Annotated in this window: 13 protein-coding genes; 8 read left to right on the plus strand and 5 right to left on the minus strand. The window is 53.1% G+C overall.

Annotated elements, in window-relative coordinates; all coding sequences use genetic code 11:
• Positions 1 to 137: 137 nt before the first annotated feature.
• Genes C8R21_RS07185 through arfB form a run of 3 tightly spaced genes read left to right on the plus strand, consistent with a single transcriptional unit; the run spans position 138 to position 2,501 of the window.
• A complete protein-coding gene (locus C8R21_RS07185) occupies positions 138 to 1,088 on the plus strand; it encodes a glycosyltransferase family 2 protein (RefSeq protein ID WP_258192302.1) in 951 nt (316 codons plus the stop codon).
• Entirely contained in the window at positions 1,060 to 2,070 is a 1,011-nt protein-coding gene (locus tag C8R21_RS07190; protein ID WP_258192303.1) for an SDR family oxidoreductase, read from the plus strand. Before C8R21_RS07185 ends, C8R21_RS07190 begins: the two co-directional genes overlap by 29 nt.
• Positions 2,070 to 2,501, plus strand: coding sequence for an alternative ribosome rescue aminoacyl-tRNA hydrolase ArfB (arfB, locus tag C8R21_RS07195; RefSeq protein ID WP_107762090.1), 432 nt, complete (start codon positions 2,070 to 2,072; stop codon positions 2,499 to 2,501). The genes C8R21_RS07190 and arfB overlap by 1 nt, the downstream gene beginning before the upstream one ends.
• 29 nt (positions 2,502 to 2,530) lie before the next feature.
• Here the strand turns inward: arfB and C8R21_RS07200 are convergent, their stop codons facing one another.
• From C8R21_RS07200 to C8R21_RS07210, 3 genes are all read right to left on the minus strand, one after another.
• Positions 2,531 to 4,066, minus strand: a complete 1,536-nt coding sequence (locus C8R21_RS07200) for a sensor histidine kinase (protein WP_107762091.1) — start codon at positions 4,064 to 4,066, stop codon at positions 2,531 to 2,533.
• Between the two features lie 27 nt (positions 4,067 to 4,093).
• The gene (locus C8R21_RS07205) at positions 4,094 to 4,558 is read right to left on the minus strand and encodes a response regulator transcription factor (protein ID WP_107762092.1); all 465 of its coding nucleotides are present in this window, start codon (positions 4,556 to 4,558) and stop codon (positions 4,094 to 4,096) included.
• 216 nt (positions 4,559 to 4,774) lie between these two features.
• On the minus strand, positions 4,775 to 5,461 hold the full coding sequence (locus tag C8R21_RS07210) for an alpha/beta hydrolase (RefSeq protein WP_107762093.1): 687 nt from the start codon (positions 5,459 to 5,461) through the stop codon (positions 4,775 to 4,777).
• Between the two features lie 98 nt (positions 5,462 to 5,559).
• Here C8R21_RS07210 and C8R21_RS07215 point away from each other — a divergent pair, with 98 nt between their 5' ends.
• Positions 5,560 to 6,669, plus strand: coding sequence for a transglutaminase-like domain-containing protein (locus C8R21_RS07215; RefSeq protein WP_107762094.1), 1,110 nt, complete (start codon positions 5,560 to 5,562; stop codon positions 6,667 to 6,669).
• 47 nt (positions 6,670 to 6,716) lie between these two features.
• On the opposite strand, the gene yjgA is transcribed toward C8R21_RS07215, so the two are convergent.
• Positions 6,717 to 7,262 carry a ribosome biogenesis factor YjgA gene (yjgA, locus tag C8R21_RS07220; protein ID WP_107762095.1) on the minus strand — a complete coding sequence of 182 codons (546 nt, stop codon included), beginning with the start codon at positions 7,260 to 7,262 and terminating at the stop codon, positions 6,717 to 6,719.
• A gap of 177 nt (positions 7,263 to 7,439) precedes the next feature.
• On the opposite strand from yjgA, the gene pmbA reads away from it, so the two are divergent.
• The 3 genes from pmbA (at position 7,440) to C8R21_RS07235 (ending at position 11,174) form a co-directional block, all read left to right on the plus strand.
• A complete protein-coding gene (pmbA, locus tag C8R21_RS07225; protein WP_375135999.1) occupies positions 7,440 to 8,783 on the plus strand; it encodes a metalloprotease PmbA in 1,344 nt (447 codons plus the stop codon).
• A gap of 169 nt (positions 8,784 to 8,952) precedes the next feature.
• A complete protein-coding gene (locus tag C8R21_RS07230; protein ID WP_107762097.1) occupies positions 8,953 to 9,999 on the plus strand; it encodes a phosphoglycerate mutase in 1,047 nt (348 codons plus the stop codon).
• Between the two features lie 440 nt (positions 10,000 to 10,439).
• Complete coding sequence (locus C8R21_RS07235) at positions 10,440 to 11,174, plus strand: LuxR family transcriptional regulator (RefSeq protein ID WP_107762098.1); 735 nt, start codon at positions 10,440 to 10,442, stop codon at positions 11,172 to 11,174.
• 95 nt (positions 11,175 to 11,269) lie between these two features.
• On the opposite strand, the gene xth is transcribed toward C8R21_RS07235, so the two are convergent.
• Positions 11,270 to 12,103: an exodeoxyribonuclease III gene (xth, locus tag C8R21_RS07240; RefSeq protein ID WP_074975936.1), complete on the minus strand. Its 834-nt coding sequence runs from the start codon at positions 12,101 to 12,103 to the stop codon at positions 11,270 to 11,272.
• A gap of 261 nt (positions 12,104 to 12,364) precedes the next feature.
• Between xth and folE the strand changes: the two genes are divergently transcribed.
• Entirely contained in the window at positions 12,365 to 12,940 is a 576-nt protein-coding gene (gene folE / locus C8R21_RS07245; protein ID WP_074975927.1) for a GTP cyclohydrolase I FolE, read from the plus strand.
• Positions 12,941 to 13,177 lie beyond the last annotated feature (237 nt).

Below are 13,177 nucleotides of genomic sequence, written 5' to 3' on the forward strand. Positions count from 1 at the left end.
GTGGATGTGATTAACCCATTTGAAGCTCGATCCAAAAACCGCACTTCAGGAGCATAATCACCCTCGTGGTTGCTTGTGTCGCACACATAATAACTTCCCTTCAATAAAACAGATAAAGGATTTGTGCGGCTTATGTTTTGGAAGAAGAAGCGTTTTACGCGGAAGAACTGTCAGGCGAGATGGATGATAATTCGAATCCCCTTTGCGTCTCGGTTGTAATCGTCAATTACAATGCCGGGCAAACCTTGGTGGATTGTATTGAATCAGCACTGCCACAGGTGACTGAAGTGCTGATAGTGGACAACGCCTCCTCGGATCGAAGCCTCGAGCTCTGCGCCGAGCGCTTTCCCAGCGAAGTAAAGCTTAAAATCATGCGCAACGCAGCCAATCTCGGTTTTGCCGCAGCCTGCAACCTCGGGGCCAAAACTGCTTGCGAGCCTCATGTTCTGTTTCTCAACCCCGATTGCATCCTGAGTAAAAATTCGGTGCCACGCCTGCTCCATGTATTGGAAATGACCCCCCAAGCCGGCATGGTGGGTGGGCTTTTAATCAATCAGGATGGGACCGAGCAGGCAGGAGGGCGTCGTGCCGTGCCGACACCATGGCGCTCGCTTGTGCGCGCTTTTGGTTTGTATCGTCTTGAACGTTACTGGCCCCGGCTGTTTTTTGATTTTCATCTGCATAAGCAGTCTTTACCACTGGGGCCACTAGAAGTGGAGGCTATTTCCGGCGCACTCATGCTGGTGCGGCAGGAGGCAATCCGGGAAGTTGGCCCTTGGGATGAGGGTTATTTTCTTCACTGCGAGGATCTCGACTGGTGCATGCGCTTCCGGGAAAAAGGCTGGAAGATACTTTTCGTGCCTGATGCGCCGGTAGTGCATCATAAGGGAACATGCAGCAAATCCCGGCCGATATTCGTGGAATGGCACAAGCACAGGGGAATGATGCGCTTCTATCGCAAGTTCTTCCGGCAGGAATATCCCGGCGCTCTGATGTGGCTGGTGGCAGTGGGAATATGGTTGCGTTTCGGGGCGATAGCCACAGTTCATTGCATGCAGCATGTGGGGAGGCTGGCGCAATCGAGGTGAAATCAGCAGCCTGCTTCCGGGACCTTTTCTGATCTCCGGTTCCGATCCTGTGGAATCCACGGCATTGCTTCCCGCGCTGACAAATCAAATGGCTGATCCGGGCTCCAACCATACAATCATGGTCACAGGCGCTACCAGTATCATCGGCGGATTCCTGCTGCCGAGCCTGCTGGATGCGGGCTATGAGGTTCATGCGATCAGTCGTCGGGGGGCGAAAGTAGTGCCCTCCAATAAAAAATTGATCTGGCATCAGGCAGACATTAGCCAGCCAGAACAGATACCTGACGTAAACGCACAAATTCTCATTCATCTCGCCCCGCTCTGGCTCCTTCCACCGCTGCTGCCGGTACTGAATACGCTTCAACTCAAACGCGTGATCGGCTTTGGTTCCACCAGCGTGTTCAGCAAATCGCATTCCGCCCATGCGGCAGAAAGAAAGGTGGCAATCCTGCTGGCGGAAGCGGAAGAGGCTGTCCGCCACTTTTGCAGTGCGTCCAGAATTGAATGGACAATATTTCGTCCAACACTGGTTTATGATTGTGTTCGCGACAAGAATATTACGAGAATTGCAGGCTTTATCCGTCGTTACGGCTTTTTTCCATTAATCGGACAAGCTGCCGGGCTGCGGCAACCGATCCATGCGGCAGATCTCGCGGAGGCGTGCATGACCGCGCTCTTCCAGCCTCTGACTTTCAATAAAGCCTACAACCTGAGCGGCGGCGAGACTTTAAGCTACCGCCAGATGGTGGAGAAAATTTTCAGTTCACTCGGCAAGCCCGCACATTTCCTGATCGCCCCCCTGTGGCTCTACCGGCTGGCGATACGTTCAGCCATGCTGCTCCCCGGCAAGCAAGAGATCACAACCGAAATGGCAACACGAATGAATGTCGACCTCTGTTTTGACCATACGGAAGCGACCGGCGATTTCGGTTTCGCGCCAAGAGCGTTCTCACCTGAATGGGGCAGCAGGCAGGAAAAGTGATGGCAGCTCTCGGAAAAATAGGAAAAATAGATATTCCCGACCACGAGATCGAAATAAAGGCAATTCGCGCGCAGGGCGCAGGCGGGCAGAATGTAAACAAGGTATCGAGTGCCGTTCATCTGCGCTTCGACATTACCGCTTCATCGCTATCCGATATTCATAAGGAGCGCTTGCTGAAGCTCCACGATCAGCGTATCACCCGGGAAGGCGTGATCATTATCAAGGCTCAGCAGTATCGCAGCCAGGAGAAAAACCGGGAGGAGGCCTTAAGACGCCTGCACGAACTTGTCGACAGCATCGTTGAGTTGCCGCGAAAGCGCAAGCCGACCAGACCGACGCCGAGCTCCCAGAAAAAGCGGCTGGATAGCAAGACACACAAAGGCCAGATCAAGATCATGAGAAAGAAATGGGTGTCGGAGCCGGTGTCGTGATGGTATCCGAAGCTTCTTCTCGGCATGTTTCAATGAGTGGAGGCCAGTTCGTTTCCGTCTTTGTCCGAGTCAAGTGGGCGGCTTTGTGAGCTTACAAGATGCGAACCTCGTACTCCCGGATGCACCTCCGTTTTGGGAATGGATACCGATATTATCGTGGGAAAAATAACGGAAAAAGCTGTCCCGACATTCTGTTCGCTGGAAATCCTGATCTGTAGTTTGTTGTTTTCGGCTACGGTCTTGACGATCGATAAGCCTATTCCGCTCGAAGTCCTGTTATGCAGTGCCGCTCGCGGAGTGTAAAAATATTCATCGAAAATATGCGGCAGGTCTTTTTCGCCGATTCCTATCCCATGATCGGTAACGGTTACTGTATCGTATGAACCTGCGCCTTCAAGGGCAGCTACAATTTCTACCGTTGTGTTGTCATATGAATAAGCGATAGCGTTTGAAATGACATTTTCAAGCAGTATTTCAAGCTGATTGGGAATGCCTTCAACGGCGAAGTCCTGGAGCGATACCTTTACGTCGATATGGCGGGAACTGGCGATCGGCCCTAGTTTATCGATGCATTTGTGGATCACTGTTTCAATGCTGACCTGCTCTCTTGCATTATTGTCACGCGCCGCGGCTTTCAACCGTTCCAGCTTGAGAACATCCAGAATGAGGGCGGCCATGCCGGAAGCGCGATGATCGATCTTCGATATCACTTCTCTTATTTCGGGTGATACCTCGCCGCAATATCCTCCTTTTATGAGGCTTATCTTGCTGCGGATAGCATCGAGCGGGGCTTTAAGCTGATGTGTCATCAGCACCGCATACCGGTCTTTCTCCACTTGCGCACGCCTGATTACTTCGTAGGCATCGACAAGATTGTGCTCATGAATGCGCACTACAATCGCCAGTCTTGAGACGACATACCAGACAATGATAAAGAGCACATCGAGCGTAAACATCCACAGGAAAATATTGATCTTGAGCGGACTCAGAACGGATATGCCAGGATCGATTGTCAGCGCTTGCGGCGCCATAAAAATAAGCGGATGTTCATCCAGCAAAACAGTGGCATACATGACGCATACCAGAGCAGTCACCACCAGGCTTTCCAGGGTCGAGAAAAAGATGCACGCCAGCGTTATATGCAGCACGTAAAAGAAGGGAGCCGGAGTCGCGATGCTGCCGATAAAATGCACGACTACCGACAGACATAGAAGATCGACAATGATCTGAGCCCAGATATTTATGACGGGCGAGTTATATTTTGTGTGCCGCTGAAAATCCAGAGCTTGAATGTAGATGACATTTGCAATGAATAATACCAGCGTTACCGCAAGCGGCCACCCTTGCTGGTGGGTAATGCCGATTTTCGTAAGCTCGTCCGAGGCAATGAGCGCGAGCACCTGAAAAAGCAGAAGAACTCCGATAACGCCCCACCGAAAGATAATAAACCATCGGGCATTATTGATTAATACTTCATCGCTGAGCTTGGCGCCGTTTGTCCCCACTCCGGGAAGCGCGAAGCGATTTTTGTCGGACAGATTCCAGGAAAACTTGACAACCGCCATGGTTAAAGTCTCCGGGAAAATTTTGCTTCAGGGTTCGTTATTCTCCAGCCGGCTACGAATGATCGATAAAAAACTGATCGGCTCGACCGGTTTTTCCATGATCAGAATCCATTCATCAGAGAGGCCAGTGAAATAAGGGCGAATTTCCTCGCCGAGTGAAGTCATGAATATCAGGTGAAGCTCGGGGAAACGTTTGTGTATTTCCACATACGCTTCCAGACCTATATCCATTGTTTCAACCATCACGTCGAGAATTGCCAGATCAGGGGGATTGGTTGAATTCCATAGCGACACCATGAAATCATTCATGGTCTGGTAACTTTCGACTGCATACCCGTTTGCTTCCAGGATTCGCCTGACAGTATCCCGAATATCCGGATCATCATCGATATGCGCGATCCTTTGCGCCCCTGTGCTTCCTTGAGCTGATGCCGATCCCGGTGCCTGGCCCGGGAGTTTGTCAGCGTTCTGTTGTTGGATAGACGCATGCATGGCACTTCCTCCAGTCACAATTAAAATACTTGCAGATGCCCCACATTATTCAGTATAGAGCAAGCCTGTGTGAAGAATGTTTCAGGTAGGTGTTAAAATTTTGTGAAGAGGGTAACCTGGCCATCGAAAGGCCAGGAGGATAAAGCGGGAGACATCGCCTGCAATTGCACTTGCTGCACTTGCTGTACCTGGATGGATTACGGAAAGTAATTCTGCTCAGGCCAGCACGCGTTGCAGCCAGTTACGGATATCCTGTATCTCTTCCCTGCAGACAGTGTGCGCCATTCCATACTCGCGCCATTCTACTGGATAACCCGATTCCAGCAGTTGCTCGCGCGAGGCAGCAGCCAGGGTTATCGGAATGACATTGTCGGCCACACCGTGCGCCATGAAGATTGGCACGGCGAAATTGGCATGGTGCGCCTCCTCCGCAAGAGTCTGCGGTACTGGCAGATAACATGAAAGCGCCATGATTCCCGCCAGTTTTTCCGGATAGCGCAAACCGGCGAACAGCGCAAGGGCACCTCCCTGAGAGAAGCCCGCCAGAACGATATTCTCTGGCTTGACCCCCCGCTGCACTTCGTGGCTCACCAAGGCTTCGATGGCCCGCTGTGACTCCCGCAGGCTTGCCATATTCTCCTGAAGCGCCGCGCTTCCATCGGCAATATCATAGTCATACCATGCGCGCATGACCATTCCCCGGTTGATGCTGACCGGTCTCATGGATGCATGGGGAAACACGAAACGGACGGCCGGAATGGAAGGCAGCGCAAGCTCATCCACAATGGGTACAAAATCGCTGCCATCGGCCCCCAGTCCATGCATCCAGATGATCGTACGAGCAGGATGAACGGCCGTTTCCAGTTCGATGGAAGGAAGCAGATCGATGGAACCGGAAATCATGAGAGAAAATGAAGTCCGACCCGTTGACTTGGGTGGGACACCGGATTAGATTCGTACTTTTCGATTCTGATATGCAAGGCCATGGCAGGGAGAGGATTATGAAACGCAGGGATTTTATCAAACTGGCGGGGGTGAGCGCCGCATTATTTCCCGTCGCGCCATCAGTATTCGGCCAGCAGACTGGTCAACCGGTTTTTCCGCCGCGACGCTACACTTATCGTGTAACTTATAAAATTGATCTTCCGGAGGATGGAAAAAAAGCACGTTTGTGGCTACCACTGCCGGATACGGAGGATTCTCCCCACCAATTTTCCCAGGGAAGTGTCTGGAGCGGGACCGCAAGCATGGCCAGATTCGAGAATGTTCCTGGAACAACCTCGCCCATGTTTTACGCTGAATGGAACCGTGGCGGCCCCCGCAGCGTAACGGTGAGCAGCGTGATCAAAACATCGGATCGCGCTGTCAACCTGGAGCGCTATAGGGAAGGTAAATCGAGCGCACTTTCCGCGGACGTGAAGCGTTATCTGCAGTCCACCAGATTTATTCCGCTGGACGGCATCGTCCGCAAAACTGCGTTATCCATTACCCAGGAGGCCAAAGCCCAATCGCAGTTGCAGAAAGCGCGCGCGATATATGACTGGGTAGTCGAAAATTCCTATCGCGACCCGGCCACACGCGGCTGCGGCCGGGGTAACATCAAAGCCATGCTGGAAAGCGGTCATCTTGGCGGCAAGTGCGCCGATCTGAACGCGTTGTTTGTAGGACTGGCGCGCGCGGTGGGCATTCCCGCGAGAGATAATTATGGCATCCGCATTGACGAATCGATTGCGCACAAAACGCTTGGCCAGGCAGAAGATATCACTACAGCCCAGCATTGCCGCCCTGAATTTTATCTGGCCGGCCTTGGCTGGGTACCTGTGGATCCCGCGGATGTGCGTCAACTTGCGTTGGATGAGGGACTCCCCATTGAACACCCGCGAGTGGTCGAATTACGCGAAAAACTTTTTGGCTCATGGGAAATGAACTGGGTGGCGTTCAACCACAGCCGGGATATCAGGCTGGCGCGAGACAGCGTATTGGGCGAACTGCCATTTTTCATGTACCCTCAGGCCGAAGTAGCGGGGCACGAGCGGGATAGCCTTGAACCAGCGGAGTTTGCTTACAAGATAACCTCATCCCGCTTGGTGGGTACGGGGATCAAATTCTAGCTCCGAAAATATCTGTCGCGCCGCCCCCCGGAAAATTGCACCTGCAATTAGTCGATTCCTTCGCTACGTCTTTCGTCTGTAGCAGGAATGATCTTCTGCAATTCGTGGAATAATGCGCGAAAGCTTTTAGGAGCCTTGTTTGCGAGCTTCTCCTTCGCAGCGTTGCGAGCGAGTGTGCGCAACTGCTGCAAATCCGCGGTGGGGTATTTCTGCCCCAGTTCATTGAGGGCCTGCATCTGCTCGTCCGCCATCAAGCGCTCGCGCCAGCGTTCCAGCTGATGCAGGCGCGCCGTACTTTCGGCGCTTGGATTTCCCCATAGATCGAGTTTCTTCCGAATGAGTTCTGCATCGACATCGCGCATCAGTTTGCCGATAAGCTGCATCTGCCGGCGGAGGGCGCCATGCTTCCGTATGCGCTTCGCCTCCAGTACCGCCTCCATCAAGGTGTCAGACAGACCGAGTTCGATCAGACGCTTTGAATCAAGTTGAACGAGCGACTCACCTATATCCTGGAGCGCGTGCATTTCCTTCTTGCGTTTGGTCTTGCTCGGCCGCGCTTCCCGTTCAGAATTATCTGCCAGATTCTCTTCCAAGGCGCTTCCCAAATTAATAAACTGCTATCATACGCCACTGACACATCATCTGACTCCTCATGGGCTGTCCTCCCGGCTCCTGGGCAAGTTACAGTACAGGATAGTTACCCAATATAATCCCTATAACCCCTGAACTCCCTGAATTCCCTGAAGTCGCCGCCTATGAATGATAACGCCATGCCTTCACAACGTTTTTCCTATTCGTTTTCAATGCTTCAGCAAATCGCGCAGGATGTCCTGAACCATGCGCGCAAGGGGGGCGCCAGCGCCTGCGAAACCGATGTCTCAGATGGTTTTGGCCAGAATGTCACGGTGCGGCGGGGAGAGGTGGAAACGATAGAATACAACCGCGACAAGGGACTGTCAGTAACAGTTTATGTCGGGCAGAAACGCGGGAATGCCAGCACCTCGGATTTTTCGCCGCAGGCGATAAGTGATACGGTCACGGCGGCGCTCTCGATTGCCCGACATACAGCGGTGGACGATTGCGCGGGACTGGCCGATCCCGACTTGCTGGCGCGAGAATTTCCTGATCTCGAATTGTATTTTCCCTGGGACTTGCCGGTCGAACAGGCAATAGAACTGGCGCAAACCTGCGAAGCGGCCGCATTTGCAATCGACAAGCGCATTACCAATTCTGAAGGGGCCAGTGTCTCGCTGGGCGAATCACAGTTTGTCTACGCAAACAGCCTGGGATTCATGGGCGGCTATCCTTCTTCCCGCCACAGCATCAGCTGTGCGATGATTGCAAGCCACGGTGACAGCATGCAGCGTGACTATTGGTACAGCGTGGCACGTGATGCTTCCGACCTGGAGCATGCCGATGCAGTCGGGAAGAAAGCCGGAACACGTAGTGTCGGGCGCCTGGGTGCGAAGAAAATCGCTACCTGCGAAGTTCCCGTCCTGTTCGAGGCTCCGATTGCACCCAGCCTGATCGGGCATTTCGTCGGGGCAGTGAGCGGAGGCAGTCTTTACCGTAAGTCCTCATTTCTCCTCGACAGTATCGGCAAACAGGTATTTGCGCCCGACATCCAGATACGCGAACGGCCGCATCTGAAAAAAGGCCTGGGCAGCGGACCTTTCGATAATGAAGGGGTAGCGACCCGTGACCGTAACATAGTGGAAAATGGGGTGGTACAGGGCTATTTTCTCGGCAGTTACTCCGCCCGCAAACTGGGACTTGTCACAACCGGAAATGCCGGCGGCAGCCATAACCTGCTGCTGGACAATGGCGCTGGGGCGACTTTTGCCGAACTCCTCAGGAAAATGGATAAAGGCGTGCTTGTGACCGAATTGCTCGGCCACGGTGTAAACAACGTTACCGGCGATTACTCCAGAGGGGCAGCGGGATACTGGGTGGAAGACGGAGAAATCCGCTATCCGGTTGAGGAAATAACGATTGCAGGAAATCTGAAAGACATGTTGCCTGGCATCTCCGCAGTAGGGAACGATGTAATCGTGCGGGGTTCCAAGCAATGTGGTTCATTGCTCATAGATCGGATGATGATTGCCGGCGGCTAGGCGTTCAAGTTGAACGGGGGCTCCTGATTGGCCTTCCATCCCTTGGTTTCGGTCGAATGCTGCTGCCTGCCTCTTTTTCGCCTTTCTATGTGCTGTTTCTGTGCTGTTTCTGCGACGCTTTCCGCACGTTTGATATTATTCACCTAAGTTGCCCTGAATTGCCTGAATAATGAATCTGCATTTGCTGGTACCGGCGCTCTTCTGGCCGGACCCGGCGCTTCCTGAAATCTACCGCGATCTACCCCTGCCCGGCCTGGAGAACCTGCTGGCAAAATGTTCCGTCACAGAAGATAAACCGGAGGGGATGGAGGCGTGGCTTTGCCGCGCTTTCGGCGCCACAAAACAGCAGGATTGGCCGGTTGCACCCATTACCCTGCAAACCGATGGCGGAGAGGACGGAGAAGCGATAAAAACGGAAAAAAATCACTGGATCCGAGCTGATCCGGTGCATTTACGCCTTGAGCGCGACCATATCCTGTTAGCCGACAGCCATGTTTTTCACATTTCACTGGAAGAAGCCAGGCAATTCACCGGGCTGTTGAACCGCCATTTCTCCGCAAATCAGGGGATAAACCTCTTCCCGCTAAGACCGGACCGCTGGTATCTTCGCCTGCTGGAACCGGCCTTGCCGCATACCCATTTACTCAGTGAAGCTGTAAATCGGGATATCCGGAACAAGCTGCCCTTCGGCGCGAACAATACCTTCTGGCGCAGCCTGATCAATGAAGTTCAGATGTTGCTGCACGAGCACCCTCTGAATCAGACTCGCGAGGCGCGTGGAGAACTTGCAATCAACAGCGTCTGGTTCTGGGGAGGGGGGACGCTGCCTGAATCGCTAGTTTCGCCGTATACGCATGTCTGGAGCAACGAGGTTCTTGCAGTTTCGCTGGCCTCGGCGTGTAATATCGATTACGCGCCCCTTCCTGTCGATGCAACGGTGTGGGAGACCTCTGTCAGGACGGGGAGGCATCTGGTGGTGCTGGATGAATTGCAGGGAAGAGCCCAATATCGGGACGCGTACGGCTGGCGCGAAAGCATCAAAGAAATGGAGCGGCGGTGGTTTGATCCACTATGGAGGATGCTCAGGCGCGGACAATTCGATGAGATAACGCTGACGGCGCCTGGTGAGAGCAGCGACAAAAGTTTCACCGCGAAGCGCAGCGATTCGCGGAAATTCTGGCGCAGGCCCAGACCCATACTGGCTTATGGAAAGTGACACGGAATACGCCGAAATGTGCCTCTTTTTACCCTCTTTTCCTCCTTTCGAAAAAGCCAGTATCACGCATAATGTCTTAATCTGCCGGAAAATAAAATACTGATTTTCTGCACAATATTCCTGAAAGTTCCTGGAAGAGTCCTCGCCCTGCAGCGAAGGTTCAACACGGCAAGCGTTCAGCATAGATAGTTGTCATAGTTTGGAAACGAGCTCACCCTATACTATTATTGTCAAGTCAGGATACGTTAGATGATTTACGCATAGGGGCATTTTCTCCGGCTCAGTTCCATTTGCCATTAAACAGGAAAGTGCAGGGATAACGGAAGCGTTGCCAGACCCGGTAGCGGGCATGCCATGGGCAGGAATGAGCGGGAACGGTTGGTAAAGGCTTCACATACAATATCTCAGCTCATAACGCAGAGTATCATGAGAGGGAAATCATGGATAATTTGGCCTTATTCGAATCATTGATGAATTGCGATTCGGTGGACGAATTGCACAGCGCTACCACAACCATTGCCCGCGCAATGGGATTCGAGCATTTTCTGTATGGTGTTCAGGTGAACACTTCTCTTACCCGTCCTTATCGCTTCATCCTCAGTTGTTATCCGGAGGAGTGGCGTAAACATTATGACAAGGAAGGTTATGCCAATTTCGATCCTACGGTTTCGCATTGCGCCAGAACGTCTATTCCGATCGTATGGAAGAAAGAGATTTTCAAGGGATGCAAAGAGACACGGGTAAGAAACGAGGCCAAGGATTGCGGGCTGGTCAGCGGAGCGAGTTTTTCGGTTCATGGCGGACGCGGTGAAGCCGCCATGTTGAGCCTGGCTACCTCCAGGGAGTCGCGTGAGGCGCAGAATGACATTCTCGCCACAATGGGTAAAGCACAACTGTTAACCTGCTATCTGCATGAGGCGGTGCAGCGCATTGTCCTCAGTAAAGGTCCGCTACCCGTGAAGAAGACCAACCTGACGGAAAGGGAACAGGAATGCCTGCTCTGGGCCGCCGAGGGTAAAACCGGATGGGAAATCGCCAACATCGTCAAGATTTCGGAGCGGACAGTAACTTTTCACCTGCAGAATGCCATCCAGAAACTGGGCGTTGTCAATCGCCAGCAAGCCATATCGCGTGCGCTTTCCATGGGTCTGATCGAGCCCCGTACAATTCGCTAGTGCGCGTTGCTGCCTGACACTGGCTGACGCCGCCTGACAGTCAGCCTTCCCCTTCTCATCGAAGATGATCTGCGAAGAGCTGGAACTGGCGCTTGTCATGACTCGTTTGCCAGGACGCGGATGAGAGCTTCTGATCCCGGCCTTCTTTCCTTTTCCTGCCCGATCCCGCCAAGCTCCACAATCACGGGCGCATGATCGGACGGCCGCTCCAGTCTGCGCGTAGCCTTATCTATGACACAAGCCGTGCACATGCTCACAAGCTCGCGGCTCAGCAGGATGTGATCTATCCGCAAACCCATGTTGCGGCGGAAAGCCATCATTCGATAATCCCACCAGGTAAATGATTTCTCAGGCTGATCGAACAGGCGGAAGCTGTCAATAAAGCCGAGATCCAGCACTTCCTGGAAGGCCGCGCGCTCCAGCTCGCTGAACAGGACTTTTCCTTCCCATAACTTGCTGTCGTGTACATCGCAGTCTTCCGGAGCGATATTGAAATCCCCCAGTACCACCAGCTTCCGGTGCCTGCTCAGCATCTCGCGCAGCCATTCCCGCAGCGCTGCAAGCCATCTCAACTTGTATTGATACTTCTCGGACGTAACGTGCTCCCCATTGGGAACATAGATGCAAACGATGCAAACGTCGTCGTGAACGCCACCAAGAAGACGTTTTTGTGGATCCTCAAAGCCGGGCATGCCGGTAATGACTTCGCTCACCGGCTGCCTGCTGAGCAACGCGACGCCATTGTATGTTTTCTGGCCGGAATAGATCGTCTGATAGCCCGCAGCCGCAATCTCGCTTACGGGGAAATGCTCATCCTGCAGCTTGGTCTCCTGGAGGCACAACACGTCCGGCTGATTCAATGCCAGCCATTCCAGAACCTGCGGAAGGCGAACTTTAAGAGAATTTACGTTCCAGGTGGCTATCTTCATGTTCTTTGGTCTGAAGCTGCTGGGCTGAAGTATATCCATTATTCAAAATACTGAACAGTTATCAATTCGCCTTGTGCTATCATGAAAACGTGTTGCAACGCGGGTTCAACGTTTCGGTATCGATTTCTGACGTGAATCCAGACCCCGTGTCCGGCTCTTCCGGCACTCGCAGGGCACTTCAGCTCGATTTGCCGACAGTGATATGGGATCGATATCTGGTTTATACATATCCCCTCTCGATAGAATAAAGGCAGGGTGAACATGGACTCAAGTGATTCAGAATTCGGGATCGGCGATTGGCAGCGACTGTTGCGCTCCCTCGGCGAAGACCCCAGTCGCCAGGGTCTGCGCGAAACGCCGGGGCGTGTGGCACGTGCGTGGACTCACTGGACGCGCGGGTACAAGCAGGATCCCGCGACGATCCTCAAGACGTTCGCAGATGGCGGTGAAAGCTACGACGAATTGATTGTGGTGAGACAGATACCCGTCTACTCGCACTGCGAACACCACCTCGCCCCCTTTTTTGGCCATGCAACCATCGGGTATCTACCGAGCGGTCATATCGTCGGGTTGTCCAAATTGACGCGACTGGTCAATTGTTTTGCCGCTCGCCTGCAGGTACAGGAACGCCTGACCCAACAGATTGCACAATCCCTGATCGAGCACCTGCAACCCAAAGCGGTCGGCGTCATTATCCGCTGCCGCCACATGTGCATGGAATCGAGAGGGATCGCCGTTGCCGGGGAAGAAACGGTAACGTCAGCCATGCTCGGCGACCTGAAAACAAATGCGGCGCAGCGTGCCGAGTTTATGGCATTGGCCGAACCGCACGAGTAACCTAAGGAACCGCTGAAACAACTTTTCCCGCAAAAAACGCTTCGCTTCCCAGATGCTGACAGATGCTGATTGACATACTGGGACTCCAAGGGAGCACCCACTCCATTGCCTTATCGGGCATTCCGGCGTCCGTCACATTCCATTCATTTTATTTTGTTATAAGCAGCCTGCATGATCCTCATGCACTAACCGGAGCCCCGAAGCCTATGGCATCAGCAAGATACCTCTCCATTTTTT

This window comes from Nitrosospira multiformis, from assembly GCF_003050865.1.
In the GTDB taxonomy this organism is placed as follows: Bacteria; Pseudomonadota; Gammaproteobacteria; order Burkholderiales; family Nitrosomonadaceae; genus Nitrosospira; species Nitrosospira multiformis_E.